At 58.9% G+C, this 12,951-nt stretch carries 14 protein-coding genes and 1 pseudogene; 10 read left to right on the top strand and 5 right to left on the bottom strand.

All coding sequences use genetic code 11. The annotated features are described in order from the left end of the window. Positions 1–271: 271 nt before the first annotated feature. The 5 genes from KGB28_RS09090 to KGB28_RS09070 are packed head-to-tail and all read left to right on the top strand — an operon-like array spanning position 272 to position 4,470. Entirely contained in the window at positions 272–1,054 is a 783-nt protein-coding gene (locus KGB28_RS09090) for a transporter substrate-binding domain-containing protein (RefSeq protein ID WP_008052144.1), read from the top strand. Between the two features lie 56 nt (positions 1,055–1,110). After that, complete coding sequence (locus tag KGB28_RS09085) at positions 1,111–1,839, top strand: ABC transporter permease (protein ID WP_223444311.1); 729 nt, start codon at positions 1,111–1,113, stop codon at positions 1,837–1,839. After that, positions 1,836–2,546 carry an ABC transporter permease gene (locus tag KGB28_RS09080; protein WP_223444309.1) on the top strand — a complete coding sequence of 237 codons (711 nt, stop codon included), beginning with the start codon at positions 1,836–1,838 and terminating at the stop codon, positions 2,544–2,546. The genes KGB28_RS09085 and KGB28_RS09080 overlap by 4 nt, the downstream gene beginning before the upstream one ends. A 27-nt stretch (positions 2,547–2,573) precedes the next feature. After that, positions 2,574–3,692, top strand: coding sequence for a succinylglutamate desuccinylase/aspartoacylase family protein (locus tag KGB28_RS09075; RefSeq protein ID WP_223444307.1), 1,119 nt, complete (start codon positions 2,574–2,576; stop codon positions 3,690–3,692). A 13-nt stretch (positions 3,693–3,705) separates the two neighbouring features. Next, complete coding sequence (locus KGB28_RS09070; protein WP_095965070.1) at positions 3,706–4,470, top strand: ABC transporter ATP-binding protein; 765 nt, start codon at positions 3,706–3,708, stop codon at positions 4,468–4,470. 54 nt (positions 4,471–4,524) lie between these two features. On the opposite strand, the gene KGB28_RS09065 is transcribed toward KGB28_RS09070, so the two are convergent. The 3 genes from KGB28_RS09065 to dcd all read right to left on the bottom strand — a co-directional run bounded on the left by KGB28_RS09065 (position 4,525) and on the right by dcd (position 6,006). Next, entirely contained in the window at positions 4,525–4,905 is a 381-nt protein-coding gene (locus KGB28_RS09065) for a hypothetical protein (protein ID WP_223444305.1), read from the bottom strand. A gap of 217 nt (positions 4,906–5,122) precedes the next feature. After that, on the bottom strand, positions 5,123–5,332 hold the full coding sequence (locus KGB28_RS09060; RefSeq protein WP_008052149.1) for a hypothetical protein: 210 nt from the start codon (positions 5,330–5,332) through the stop codon (positions 5,123–5,125). A gap of 107 nt (positions 5,333–5,439) precedes the next feature. After that, positions 5,440–6,006: a dCTP deaminase gene (gene dcd, locus KGB28_RS09055; protein ID WP_007940589.1), complete on the bottom strand. Its 567-nt coding sequence runs from the start codon at positions 6,004–6,006 to the stop codon at positions 5,440–5,442. Positions 6,007–6,359: 353 nt separating this feature from the next. Between dcd and KGB28_RS09050 the strand changes: the two genes are divergently transcribed. Beyond that, on the top strand, positions 6,360–6,569 hold the full coding sequence (locus tag KGB28_RS09050; protein ID WP_002554837.1) for a cold-shock protein: 210 nt from the start codon (positions 6,360–6,362) through the stop codon (positions 6,567–6,569). Positions 6,570–6,719: 150 nt separating this feature from the next. On the opposite strand, the gene KGB28_RS09045 is transcribed toward KGB28_RS09050, so the two are convergent. Further along, positions 6,720–7,727 (bottom strand): DUF481 domain-containing protein, encoded by a 1,008-nt coding sequence (locus KGB28_RS09045; protein WP_223444303.1) that lies wholly within the window; start codon positions 7,725–7,727, stop codon positions 6,720–6,722. A 163-nt stretch (positions 7,728–7,890) separates the two neighbouring features. On the opposite strand from KGB28_RS09045, the gene KGB28_RS09040 reads away from it, so the two are divergent. The 4 genes from KGB28_RS09040 to KGB28_RS09025 all read left to right on the top strand — a co-directional run bounded on the left by KGB28_RS09040 (position 7,891) and on the right by KGB28_RS09025 (position 12,680). Continuing rightward, positions 7,891–8,244 (top strand): MGMT family protein, encoded by a 354-nt coding sequence (locus tag KGB28_RS09040; protein ID WP_150727643.1) that lies wholly within the window; start codon positions 7,891–7,893, stop codon positions 8,242–8,244. A gap of 44 nt (positions 8,245–8,288) precedes the next feature. Next, positions 8,289–9,848: an AmpG family muropeptide MFS transporter gene (locus tag KGB28_RS09035; RefSeq protein WP_150727644.1), complete on the top strand. Its 1,560-nt coding sequence runs from the start codon at positions 8,289–8,291 to the stop codon at positions 9,846–9,848. 143 nt (positions 9,849–9,991) lie between these two features. Continuing rightward, positions 9,992–11,707, top strand: coding sequence for a proline--tRNA ligase (locus tag KGB28_RS09030; protein ID WP_223444302.1), 1,716 nt, complete (start codon positions 9,992–9,994; stop codon positions 11,705–11,707). A gap of 19 nt (positions 11,708–11,726) precedes the next feature. Beyond that, positions 11,727–12,680 (top strand): hypothetical protein, encoded by a 954-nt coding sequence (locus KGB28_RS09025; protein WP_223444300.1) that lies wholly within the window; start codon positions 11,727–11,729, stop codon positions 12,678–12,680. A gap of 137 nt (positions 12,681–12,817) precedes the next feature. Here KGB28_RS09025 and KGB28_RS09020 read toward each other — a convergent pair. Then, positions 12,818–12,951: pseudogene (locus KGB28_RS09020) on the bottom strand (DNA polymerase IV); the annotation flags it as partial.

Below are 12,951 nucleotides of genomic sequence, written 5' to 3'. Positions count from 1 at the left end.
TGCGCTGACGCAAGGACAAGTCGTGTCGACGAGGTGGAGAGCCTGGTGACCCCGCTCAGTCAAACCGTTTTTTGTGGCGAGATGATTTGGTGCACCCATTTCCCTGCGCCCGTTTTCGTGCATAAATCTGTCTCCGGCCATTTCCAAGCACCTTTTAAAACGCTTGTTCGGCACTCTGGTTCGGAAATTGCTACTTTCAACAGGTCTTACGCTTTCCAGTAACAATAATTCTGCGCCACAAGCGCTCATATTGGTTTTTAGGGATTGAATAATGAAAAAAGCATTGCTGACCCTTTCTGCACTGGCGTTGTGCATGGCTGCTGGCTCCGCCATGGCGAAGGAGTACAAAGAACTGCGTTTCGGCGTTGACCCTTCCTACGCACCGTTCGAGTCGAAAGCGGCCGATGGCAGCCTGGTAGGCTTTGACATCGATCTGGGGAACGCGATCTGCGCCGAACTGAAGGTCAAATGCAAGTGGGTCGAAAGTGACTTCGATGGCATGATTCCTGGCCTCAAAGCCAATAAATTCGACGGTGTGATCTCGTCGATGACCGTTACCGAAGCCCGTGAAAAAGTCATCGATTTCTCCAGCGAACTGTTCTCCGGCCCAACTGCCTATGTATCCAAGAAAGGTTCTGGCGTGACTGAAGACGTCGCCTCGCTCAAGGGCAAGACCGTCGGCTACGAACAAGGCACCATTCAGGAAGCCTATGCCAAAGCCGTTCTGGACAAGGCCGGCGTGAAAACCCAGGCCTACGCCAACCAGGATCAGGTCTACGCCGACTTGACTTCCGGTCGTCTCGACGCAGGGATTCAGGACATGCTGCAAGCCGAACTGGGCTTCCTGAAGTCGCCACAGGGTGCCGACTACGACGTCAGCAAGCCGGTCGACAACGCTTTGCTGCCATCCAAAACAGCCATCGGCATTAAGAAAGGTAACACCGAGCTGAAAGCACTTTTGGATAAAGGTATCAAAGCGTTACACGATGATGGCACCTACGCCACCATTCAGAAGAAACACTTTGGCGATCTGAATCTGTACAGCGGCAAATAATGCCCGGCGCCCATCTCTCGATGGGCGCTTTTTTTATCCGATCAGGTTGCTGATTTATGTTCGAAAACCTACTAGAAAATCTGGGGCTCTCTGCCTTCAGCCTCAAGGGCTTCGGTCCGCTGCTGATGCAAGGCACCTGGATGACGATCCAGTTGTCGGCGTTGTCGCTGTTGCTGGCCGTGTTGCTCGGGCTGCTCGGCGCCAGTGCCAAGTTGTCAAAAGTCAAACTGATGCGCGTGCCTGCCCAGCTCTACACCACACTCATTCGCGGCGTTCCGGACCTGGTCCTGATGCTGCTGATCTTCTACAGCCTGCAAACCTGGCTGACCTCGTTTACCGATTACATGGAATGGGAATACATCGAGATCAACCCGTTCAGCGCCGGGGTGATCACCCTTGGTTTCATCTACGGTGCGTATTTCACTGAAACCTTCCGTGGCGCGATTCTCGCCGTCCCACGGGGTCAGGTCGAAGCGGCCACCGCCTATGGCCTCAAGCGCGGCCAGCGCTTCTGGATCGTGGTGTTCCCGCAGATGATGCGTTATGCCCTGCCGGGTATCGGCAACAACTGGATGGTGATGCTCAAGGCCACGGCCCTGGTGTCGATCATCGGCCTCGCCGACCTGGTCAAGGCTGCCCAGGACGCCGGTAAAAGTACTTATCAGCTGTTTTATTTCCTGGTGCTTGCCGCGCTGATCTACCTGGTGATCACCAGCGCGTCCAACTTCATCCTGCGTTGGCTCGAACGTCGTTACTCCGCCGGGACCCGGGAGGCCGTACGATGATCGAACTCCTGCAGGAATACTGGAAACCCTTCCTCTATAGCGACGGCAACAACATCACCGGCCTGGCCATGACCATGTGGCTGCTCAGCGCTTCGATCTTCTTCGGTTTCATCGTGTCGATCCCGCTGTCCATCGCCCGCGTATCGCCGCATTTCTACATCCGTTGGCCGGTGCAGTTCTATACCTACCTGTTCCGTGGCACGCCGCTCTATATCCAGCTACTGATCTGTTACACCGGGATATACAGCCTGGCCGCCATTCGGGCTCAGCCAGTACTGGATGCATTCTTTCGCGATGCGATGAATTGCACGATCCTGGCCTTCGCCCTGAACACCTGCGCCTACACCACGGAGATCTTCGCCGGGGCCATTCGCAGCATGAACCACGGTGAAGTCGAAGCGGCCAAGGCTTACGGCCTGACCGGCTGGAAGCTGTATGCCTACGTGATCATGCCGTCAGCCTTGCGTCGCTCGTTGCCGTACTACAGCAACGAAGTGATTCTGATGCTGCACTCGACCACCGTGGCCTTCACCGCGACCATCCCGGACGTACTCAAAGTTGCTCGGGACGCCAACTCGGCGACCTTCCTGACCTTCCAGTCGTTCGGCATCGCCGCGCTGATCTACCTGACCGTCACTTTTGCGCTGGTCGGTCTGTTCCGCCTCGCCGAACGCCGATGGCTGGCCTTCCTCGGGCCGACCCACTAGCACTCAACCTGCTTCAGGAAACAACAGATGCGCCACCTGAAACATGACCTGCTGGCCCCGCTGCCGGGGACCGCACGACAGATCCACAGTTTTCACTTCGGCCCTCAACCGGCCAACGGCAAGATCTACATCCAGGCCTCCCTGCACGCCGACGAAATGCCCGGCATGCTGGTGGCCTGGCACCTCAAGCAGCGCCTGGCGGAGCTGGAAGCCGCCGGGCGCCTGCGCAGCGAAATCGTGCTGGTGCCCATCGCCAACCCGGTGGGCCTGGAACAGGTGCTGATGGATGTGCCGCTGGGCCGCTACGAGCTGGAAAGCGGCCAGAACTTCAACCGCTGGTTCGTCGACCTCAGTGAGGAAGTCGGCAACGCGATAGAGGGCAAGCTCGGTGACGATCCGCAGCACAACCTGCAACTGATCCGCAGCAGCCTGCGCGATGCGCTGGCCCGGCAGAGCGCCGCCACCCAATTGCAATCCCAGCGCCTGACCCTGCAACGATTGGCCTGCGACGCCGATATGGTGCTCGACCTGCATTGCGATTTCGAAGCCGTCGCTCACCTCTACACCACGCCGGATGCCTGGCCGCAGGTCGAGCCGCTGGCCCGATATATCGGCGCCGAAGCCAGCCTGCTGGCAACCGATTCCGGCGGTCAGTCGTTCGACGAATGCTTCACCCTGCTCTGGTGGCAGTTGAAGGAGCGCTTCGGCGAGCACTTCGACATTCCGCCAGGCAGTTTTTCGGTGACCGTCGAACTGCGCGGTCAGGGCGACGTCAGTCACCCACTGGCCAGCCTCGATTGCCAGGCACTGATCGATTACCTGATCCATTTCGGCGCGATCGCCGGCGAACCCGCGCCCCTGCCCGACCTGCCCTATCCGGCGACACCGCTGGCCGGTGTCGAGCCGGTGGCCACGCCCGTCGGCGGGCTGCTGGTGTTCACCGCGCGGCCGGGCCAGTACCTTGAAGCCGGGCAACTGATCGCCGAGATCATTGATCCGGTCAACGATCTGGTCACTCCCGTTCATTGCGCCACAGCCGGGCTGATGTACGCCCGTTCGCTGCGCCGCATGGCCACTGCCGGCATGGTGATCGCCCATGTCGCGGGCACCGAAGCCTATCGCAGCGGCTATCTACTTTCGCCTTGAGGATGCACGCCCCATGTACAAATTGACCATCGAAGGCCTGCATAAAAGCTATGGCGACCATGAAGTCCTCAAAGGTGTTTCGCTCAAGGCCAAGACCGGCGACGTCATCAGCCTGATCGGCGCCAGCGGCTCGGGTAAAAGTACCTTTCTGCGTTGCATCAACTTCCTGGAACAACCCAACGACGGCGCCATGAGCCTCGACGGGCAGAACATCCGCATGATCAAGGATCGTCACGGCATGCACGTGGCCGACGCCGATGAACTGCAGCGGATTCGCACCCGCCTGGCCATGGTGTTCCAGCACTTCAACCTGTGGAGCCACATGACGGTGCTGGAAAACATCACCATGGCCCCGCGCCGGGTGCTGGGCTGCGACAGGAAAGAAGCCGAGGACCGCGCCCGGCGCTACCTCGACAAGGTGGGTCTGGCGTCCCGTGTGGCGGACCAATACCCGGCCTTCCTGTCCGGCGGTCAGCAACAACGGGTAGCGATTGCCCGCGCACTGGCCATGGAGCCGGAAGTCATGTTGTTCGACGAACCGACCTCGGCGCTGGACCCGGAATTGGTGGGTGAAGTGCTCAAGGTGATCCAGGGCCTGGCCGAAGAAGGCCGGACCATGATCATGGTGACCCACGAAATGAGCTTCGCCCGCAAAGTGTCGAGCCAGGTGTTGTTTCTGCACCAGGGCCTGGTCGAGGAAGAAGGCGCGCCGGAAGACGTGCTGGGCAACCCGAAAAGCGAGCGGTTGAAGCAGTTCCTGAGTGGCAACCTGAAATAGCCGCTGGAAGGAGAAGTGGAAGCCGGGTTGCCGGCTTCCAACATCAGTCAACCGCTATGCCGTCGCCTTGTTTTCCAGCCTGAAACTGCCACTTTCCACTTGCAGACCATTAGCGTCCGTCCCACTGAAGCGCCCGGCAAACTGCGCGTCACCTCCCACTGTCAACTCGAGCGTTCCTGGGTAAAGCTCTGCCTCCGAGTTGCCGATCACATGGATGACCATGGGAGATCCCTCGTTGAGCCCCAGGTTGAAGCTGCCACTCTGGATGCTCATCGGCAAGTACACGTAGAACGCTGTCCCCTGACCGTTATCCGCCTCAATGCAATGAATGTCTGACCGCTGATAGAAATCGAGCCCATCCGTTACGCGAAACTGCATGGAGCCGTCTGTCGTGATTACATCGGCACTCAAATGTCCCGATCGATTTGCGCTCATCTGAATGTTCCTTTTCATATTCGAAGTTAACTGCCTGACGCCCTCTGCTAACGGCCCCAGGGCACGCAGCTCCTGAATAGAACCACGGCCGTGCCCGTCGGTTGATTTCCACGACAGACACAGTTACTTCCGAATATGTGCAGGCTGATTGATTGCACGCCTGCTTGCTGAAGACGACAACCGCAGTTCACCGGCCATGGGTAGCGGAAATCGAAAATCAGACAACAGGCGCAGGCGGCGGCTCATCCGGCAGTGTAGGCTCGCCCGGTTCATTAGGCTGTTCGTTCGGGGTATCAGGATCAGGCTGGCCGGGGATACCCCCTGCCATGCTGACGGGCGGATGTGCCAACAAGGACCAGGCCAGAACGCCAACCTGATTGGGTTCAAGCCTTGCCAGTTCGGCACTGATTCGCGGATCGATCTTCATTCGGCACTCCTGAGCGATGGCCCGACCCGCCTTGCGCGGATCGGAACAGTACACCCCATAGAGTGTACGCCCGCTCAGGAATTCCCGGCATTTGCCGGACGGTTGACTCAGGTGCGCGGCAGGGTCACGCCACGCTGGCCCTGATACTTGCCACCACGGTCCTTGTAGGACACTTCACATTCTTCGTCAGACTCAAGGAACAGCATCTGCGCCACGCCTTCGTTCGCGTAGATTTTCGCCGGCAGATTGGTGGTGTTGGAGAACTCCAGGGTCACGTGACCTTCCCACTCAGGCTCGAGCGGCGTGACGTTGACGATGATGCCGCAGCGCGCGTAGGTGCTTTTACCCAGGCAAATGGTCAATACATTACGTGGAATGCGGAAATATTCGACGGTGCTGGCCAGGGCGAAGGAGTTCGGCGGAATGATGCACACGTCGCTGTGGATGTCGACGAAGCTGCCGGCATCGAAGTTCTTCGGATCGACGATGGCCGAATTGATGTTGGTGAACACTTTGAAATGATTGGTGCAACGCACATCGTAGCCGTAGCTCGACACCCCGTAGGAGATCACACGGCTATCGTCGCTGCCGCGCATCTGGCGCTCGACGAAAGGCTCGATCATGCCGTGTTCCTGCGCCATGCGGCGAATCCACTTGTCCGATTTGATGCTCATGGCGGGTGTCCTGAATAGCGAGGTCGAAAAATTCTGTCCGGCATCTTACCGGGCGCGCCGCCGGGTTCAAAGTCCGCGGTGCAATTCTCGCCGAACAGGCTGGAATTACCTGCGCTGGCGACGAACCGTCACACCGCCGATCCTTAAAACAGAGAAACCTTCGCAAGAAGCATTGGCACGTTCAGGAAAAAGGGTTAAGGTGGCGTCACTGTGCTGCTTGTGTCACTGAGAATCTCTACACGATATGTTGAATTTCGATCCAACCATCTACAAGAATTTTTCCTGCTCTTTGCACTCAGTCTCGGCCAGGGTTCTTCCTGAGTCGCAGTTATCTTTGTTCAAGGAGTTACACCATGTCTAATCGCCAAACCGGTACCGTTAAGTGGTTCAACGATGAAAAAGGCTTCGGCTTCATCACTCCACAATCCGGTGACGACCTGTTCGTTCACTTCAAAGCTATCCAGTCCGACGGCTTCAAAAGCCTGAAAGAAGGCCAACAGGTTTCTTTCATCGCTACCCGCGGTCAGAAAGGCATGCAAGCTGAAGAAGTTCAAGTTATCTAACTTGTACTTGCTTTAGTAAAAAGCCCCGCCCTCAACAGCGGGGCTTTTTTGTGGGCGAGTGTTTTGTCCACACAAAAAAAGATCGCCGCCTTCGACAGCTCCTGCAGGGTCAACCCGGGAGCTGTCGAAGGCGGCGATCTTTTGATTCTCTTACCAGGTCACACCAAACCCTGCGGTGTAGCGTGTCTTGTCCAGATCCGCATCGTCGGTGCCGCTGATGATGTCCCGCTCCGCCTTCAGGTTCAGCGAAGCCCAGTCAGTCACCTTGTAGCGCAACCCCATCTCGGCATCGAGTGCGTAGTCGGCCACACCCGACAGCGGCTTGCCGACTTCACCATTGGTGAAGAACTCGACACGCTTTCCGACCAGGTAGCGGTTGTAGTCCCACTTCATGGCCAGGGCGTAGAAATTGTCCTTGCTGCCACCGGAGAATTCATAGTCCGTGCGGTTGATCAGCGAGCCAAGGGAGAACGCCCCGAGTTCGTTATCCCAGAACTGATAACCGGGACCGGTACCGACGGTGCGTTGCCGGGAAAGGTCTTCGACCTTGTCGCGCTTGTAGACCAGGCGCCCCTGCCAAAACCATTGGTCGGTCAGGAATCGGTCGATGGAGTACTCCGCCCGCCAGTTGTCCGTGGTCACCACTTCGTCCTGGAACTCACGGTTGTATTCACCTTCAGCGGTGTGCCGCCAGCGACCGTGTCGCGCACTGGTCTTGAAATCGATGCCGTAGTCATCGGTGTCGTTTTCCGCCCGCTGGTAATCCAGCGCGACATCGACGTTGCCTTTCCACACCAGATCCTCGACCACCGGTTTTGGCTTGAGAATCTGCTGGATGCTTGCCAGCTCGACCGTCTTCGGTGTCTCGCCGTTGGCCAGCGTGACCTTGCCGGCGTCCGCCGCTTTCAGCGACTTGGCTTTCTCGCCACTGTAGGCATCCTGCTTGACCAGCAGCTCCTGATCGCTGTCCAGGGTCTTGACCTGTTTCCAGTCGATCGTCACCGCACCGGCGTATTCGGTCTGGATCAGCAGCTTGCCGCCATCGAACAGCGTGATTTTGCCGCTCAGTTTGTCACCGTTCTTCAACCACACGGTATCGGCCAGCAAGGGAGAGGATGCGCCAAAGACAGCGAGACACAGCAGGGATCTGGACAACATAAACAAAATACAGGCTCAGGCTTGCGAGAAAAGTCGGCATTATCCGTAGGAACAAGGTCATGACAAGGACTGACCCGACTATTTCTGTTGAGTTCATTTCTCAACTTCCTGCGCAGGAATTACTCTACAGATGGTAAAGCAAACCTCTTCAGGACTGACGGACGTGACCGACCCAACCGATGAATCCGAGAGCGCAGCGCAAATCCGACGCACGGCGCTGTATTTGACACTTGCCCAAGTACCGGAGGGCAAAGTCGTCAGCTACGGCCAACTGGCCGAGCTTGCAGGACTGGGTCGTGCCGCCCGCTGGGTAGGCCGCACCCTCAGTCAATTGCCGAGCGACAGCAAATTGCCCTGGCATCGCGTTCTGGGCGCAAACGGGCGTATCAGCCTGCCGGTGGGCAGCCCTTCGGGTGATGAGCAGCGCGCACGATTACGCATGGAGGGCATCAGTATCCTGAATAATCGTGTTGATATTCAGCGCCATGGCTGGCGTCCGGTAGAGCACAGCGGTTAGAGTGCGCGCTTTGTTTCCGTATTTCTTGAGGCAGACTCCAGCCCATGCCCCGTAAAACCTGGCGCGCCGCGCTCGCCGCTTATGCCAGCCCTTCGACACTCGTGCTGTTGCTGCTTGGTTTCGCCGCCGGCCTGCCCTACATGCTGGTGTTTTCGACGCTTTCGGTCTGGCTGCGTGAAGCCGGCGTGGCGCGTGAAACCATTGGCTATGCAAGCCTGATTGGCCTGGCGTATGCCTTCAAATGGGTCTGGTCACCCTTGCTTGACCAATGGCGACTGCCATTGCTCGGCAAGCTCGGTCGACGACGATCCTGGCTCGTGCTGTCCCAGGCACTGGTCATCCTTGGCCTGATCGGGATGGGTTTCTGCGACCCGCAAAAGCATTTGTCCTGGCTGATCGCCATTGCCGTCGTCGTCGCTTTCGCATCAGCGACGCAGGACATTGCGGTAGACGCCTATCGCCTGGAAATCGCCGAAGACAACCGCCAGGCCGCACTCGCCGCCAGTTACATGTCCGGTTACCGGGTCGCTGCGCTGCTGGCTACTGCAGGCGCGCTGTACTTCGCCGAAGGCTTTGGCTCCACCGGCTTCAACTACAAGCATTCGGCCTGGGCCGGCACTTACATCCTGTTCGGAGTGCTGATGGTCCCGGCGCTGCTGACCTCCATGTTCATGCGCGAACCGCCGGTGCCATTGCGCACGCAACTGCAGGCCGGTCGTTACAGCTTCGTGCATCAATTGGCGTCGGTCTTCGTGCTGATCGTACTGCTGGTTTCGGTACCGGCGATGTTCACCCAGTTCTACAACACCGACTTCGCCAGCGTGCTGTTCCAGGGCGTGAGCCTGCTTGACCTGCTGCTCGAAGACCGCGCCTTCCTGCGCGCGATCCTCTACACCACCCTCACCGCCCTGTGCCTCTCGGCCATGGGCCGTCGTGGCCTGGCGCCAGTGCTGACACCGGTCAACGACTTCATCCTGCGATACCGCTGGCAAGCGCTGCTGCTGCTCGGCTTGATCGCCACCTATCGGATGTCCGATACGGTCATGGGCGTGATGGCCAACGTGTTCTACATCGACCAGGGTTTCACCAAGGACCAGATCGCCAGCGTCAGTAAAATCTTCGGCCTGATCATGACCCTGGTTGGTGCAGGCATGGGCGGCCTGCTGATCGTGCGTTTCGGCATCCTGCCGATCCTGTTCATCGGCGGTATTGCATCCGCGGCGACCAACATCCTGTTCCTGATGCTCGCCGACATGGGCCCCAACCTGAACATGCTGGTGCTGACCATCTCCCTGGACAACTTCAGTTCAGGCCTGGCGACCTCGGCCTTCGTGGCCTACCTGTCAAGTCTGACCAACCTCAAGTTCTCCGCCACCCAATACGCCCTGCTCAGCTCGATCATGCTGTTGCTGCCACGCCTGATCGGCGGCTACTCCGGGGTCATGGTGGAAAAATTCGGTTACCACGACTTCTTCCTGATTACCGCCCTGCTGGGCGTCCCGACCCTGCTGTTGATCGCCTTGCACTGGTTCCAGGAGAACCGCCGCGCAGGCCCGACACCGACACCGGAACCGGTGCAGACCCCGGTCGCCGAAGAATCGTAGGCTCTTTACGCAGGAAGAATCGCAGAGGGCCGAGTAAATCGTGCCCTCCTGCCACACCACCGACCGCACGCCTGTACGCCAGCGGAACTCGCCCGTACAATGCTCCGTCATTTCTCGTCATCAGCAATCGATAACGGCCAACCATGCGCACCAGTCAATTTTTGCTCGCCACACAAAAAGAAACGCCTTCCGACGCGGTCGTGATCAGCCACCAGCTGATGCTGCGCGCCGGCATGATCCGCAAACTCGCCTCGGGCCTGTACACCTGGCTGCCGATGGGCTTGCGGGTAATGCGCAAGGTCGAAGCCGTCGTTCGTGAAGAAATGAACGCCGCCGGCTCTCTCGAAGTGTTGATGCCGAGCACGCAACCGGCTGAGCTGTGGCAGGAATCCGGGCGCTGGGAAGAGTACGGCCCTGAATTGCTGCGCTTCAAGGATCGCCACGGTCGCGACTTCTGCGCAGGCCCGACCCACGAAGAAGTCATCACCGATCTGATGCGCAATGAGTTGAGCAGCTACAAGCAGCTGCCGATCAACCTGTACCAGATCCAGACCAAGTTCCGCGACGAAATCCGCCCACGCTTCGGCTTGATGCGTGGCCGCGAATTCATCATGAAGGACGCCTACTCGTTCCACGCTGACCAGGCTTCGCTGCAGGTCACCTACGACCGCATGCACCAGGCTTACTGCAACGTGTTCACTCGCCTGGGCCTGAAGTTCCGCCCTGTTGAAGCCGACAACGGCTCCATCGGCGGCGCCGGCTCCCATGAGTTCCACGTGCTGGCCGAGTCCGGTGAAGACGACATCGTGTTCAGCAACGGCTCCGACTACGCCGCCAACATCGAAAAAGCCGAAGCTGTGCCGCGCGAAACCTCGCGCGCCGCTGCGACTGAAGAACTGCGCCTGGTCGACACCCCGAACGCCAAGACCATCGCGCAACTGGTCGAAGGCTTCAACCTGCCGATCGAGAAGACCATCAAGACCCTCGTGGTGCACGCAGAAGAGAAAGGCAAGCTGATTGCCCTGATCATCCGTGGCGACCATGAGCTGAACGAAATCAAGGCCGCCAACCAGCCTGGCGTTGCCAGCCCTCTGGTCATGGCTTCGGAAAGCGAACTGCGCGACGCCATTGGCGCCGGTGCCGGTTCCCTCGGCCCGCTGAACCTGCCGCTGCCGATCATCATCGACCGTTCGGTCGAGTTGATGAGCGACTTCGGCATCGGCGCCAACATCGACGACAAGCACTACTTCGGCGTGAACTGGGAACGCGACCTGCCTGTTCCGACCGTTGCCGACCTGCGCAACGTCGTGGCCGGCGACCCGAGCCCGGACGGCAAGGGCACCCTGGAGATCAAGCGCGGCATCGAAGTCGGGCACATCTTCCAGCTGGGCAACAAGTACAGCAAAGCGATGAAGTGCGAAGTGCTGGGCGAGAACGGCAAGCCGGTCACCCTGGAAATGGGTTGCTACGGCATCGGCGTGTCCCGCGTGGTGGCGGCTGCCATCGAGCAGAACAACGACGAAAACGGGATCATCTGGAGCGACACCCTCGCGCCGTTCCAGATTGCCCTGGTGCCACTGCGCTACGAAACCGAACAGGTTCGTGAAGCCACCGACAAGCTGTACGCGGAACTCACCGCTGCCGGCTTCGAAGTGCTGCTCGACGACCGCGACAAGAAAACCAGCCCGGGCATCAAGTTCGCGGACATGGAGCTGATCGGCATTCCACACCGGATCGTGGTCAGCGACCGCGGCCTGGCCGAAGGCAACCTGGAATACAAGAGCCGTGCCGAGGCCGACGCACAAGCGCTGCCAGTCGCCGACGTGCTGTCGTTCCTTCAGGCCCGCATCCGCCGCTGATACCAGATATAGAGACGTCATGTTCAAGCGAAACACCTTAGGCCTCGGTGGTGCCGCCTTGTGCGGCGCACTGCTGGTCAGCGGCTGTGCCAACCACATGTCGCAACGCAGCGAGCAAGAGGAGCGGATCGAGCGCAAATTGCTCGATCACAGCCTGCAGATCGATGTCGGTGAGCCCAAGGTGCTTGAGCTGCCGCAACGGCGGGTGAAAATTCTCGAGCAGAAGACTTTCGAAGTCACCGAGTACGAAGTCACGCGTCATTACGATCGCTATACGCCGTACCAACCCTGGCGGGAGATTTACGAAATCCCGCTGGGCGCGGTAGCCGTGGTGGCGGGTATCGGTGCCAACGTGGTCAATGTGTTCGCCCTCGGCAATCTGCCGGACAGTGTGACCAAGGACTGGCTGAGCTACGGTTTCGCCGGGCTCAACCCGTTCATGAACGTGCAGTCCCACGGCCGCGCGCAGCAAAACCTGGCCGCTATTGGTGAGGTCCAGCGCGACAAACGCACGGAGTACTCAAGCCTGCCCTGGAGCGAGCGTCCGGTCGAGGTCAAGGCCGGCAAGGAAACCTTCGAACTGACCACCGACAAAAACGGCGTATTGCGTCTGAATCTGTTGGACAACCCGTTCGCCGAACATGACATCAATCATCTGAGCCGGTTGCTGATCCGTGTTGAGGATGCCAAGGGCAACGTGCACAACGATTCCACCCTGGCCATCAGCAGCAACTTACGCAGCAAGCTCTATGAAGCCCACGGGTTGATTTATGACGATCTCGAAGGCGACGAAGTCAATCAGTGGGTCCACCGGGTCAAACGCCTGTCGGAGCTGGGTCTTGAAGAGGAAGCCAGCGAACTGGAACAGAGCCTGATCGAACTGACGCGCAATGACCCCGAATTGCAGACCGAATTCCTGAAGTCACTGGCCCAGAATGGCGAGCGACTGGTGGCGAATCCGGGGCTGAACTGAAAGCCAAAAGCTAAAAGCTTCGTCGGATCGCCGCCCGGAGCAAGCCCGCTCCCACAGTTGATCACGCGGTCCATTGTGGGAGCGGCGGTGCGGCGATCCGACTTGCTCGCGAAGGGGTCTGCACATTCACCACTCAACTACCGCTCAAACAACTCCATCTGCTCAAACCCGCCCCGCAAGTCCTCCAGCCGCACGCCAACCCCCAACAACCGCACCGGTTTACCGCCGCGATTGAAAGCCTGGGTCAGCATCAACTGATAACCTGTCTCTT

The sequence above is a fragment of the Pseudomonas sp. BF-R-19 genome (assembly GCF_019956445.1).
Classification (GTDB): domain Bacteria; phylum Pseudomonadota; class Gammaproteobacteria; order Pseudomonadales; family Pseudomonadaceae; genus Aquipseudomonas; species Aquipseudomonas fluorescens_BH.
The sequence above is the reverse complement of the archived record's forward strand: the minus strand, read 5'-3'. Positions and strand labels throughout refer to the sequence as shown.

What these genes read in the sequence shown, in the direction of transcription:
- KGB28_RS09090 (WP_008052144.1), top strand. Translation starts at nt 272, where the DNA reads ATGAAAAAAGCATTGCTGACCCTTTCTGCACTGGCGTTGTGCATGGCT.
- KGB28_RS09085 (WP_223444311.1), top strand. Translation starts at nt 1,111, where the DNA reads ATGTTCGAAAACCTACTAGAAAATCTGGGGCTCTCTGCCTTCAGCCTC.
- KGB28_RS09080 (WP_223444309.1), top strand. Translation starts at nt 1,836, where the DNA reads ATGATCGAACTCCTGCAGGAATACTGGAAACCCTTCCTCTATAGCGAC.
- KGB28_RS09075 (WP_223444307.1), top strand. Translation starts at nt 2,574, where the DNA reads ATGCGCCACCTGAAACATGACCTGCTGGCCCCGCTGCCGGGGACCGCA.
- KGB28_RS09070 (WP_095965070.1), top strand. Translation starts at nt 3,706, where the DNA reads ATGTACAAATTGACCATCGAAGGCCTGCATAAAAGCTATGGCGACCAT.
- KGB28_RS09065 (WP_223444305.1), bottom strand. Translation starts at nt 4,905, where the DNA reads ATGAGCGCAAATCGATCGGGACATTTGAGTGCCGATGTAATCACGACA.
- KGB28_RS09060 (WP_008052149.1), bottom strand. Translation starts at nt 5,332, where the DNA reads ATGAAGATCGATCCGCGAATCAGTGCCGAACTGGCAAGGCTTGAACCC.
- dcd (WP_007940589.1), bottom strand. Translation starts at nt 6,006, where the DNA reads ATGAGCATCAAATCGGACAAGTGGATTCGCCGCATGGCGCAGGAACAC.
- KGB28_RS09050 (WP_002554837.1), top strand. Translation starts at nt 6,360, where the DNA reads ATGTCTAATCGCCAAACCGGTACCGTTAAGTGGTTCAACGATGAAAAA.
- KGB28_RS09045 (WP_223444303.1), bottom strand. Translation starts at nt 7,727, where the DNA reads ATGTTGTCCAGATCCCTGCTGTGTCTCGCTGTCTTTGGCGCATCCTCT.
- KGB28_RS09035 (WP_150727644.1), top strand. Translation starts at nt 8,289, where the DNA reads ATGCCCCGTAAAACCTGGCGCGCCGCGCTCGCCGCTTATGCCAGCCCT.
- KGB28_RS09030 (WP_223444302.1), top strand. Translation starts at nt 9,992, where the DNA reads ATGCGCACCAGTCAATTTTTGCTCGCCACACAAAAAGAAACGCCTTCC.
- KGB28_RS09025 (WP_223444300.1), top strand. Translation starts at nt 11,727, where the DNA reads ATGTTCAAGCGAAACACCTTAGGCCTCGGTGGTGCCGCCTTGTGCGGC.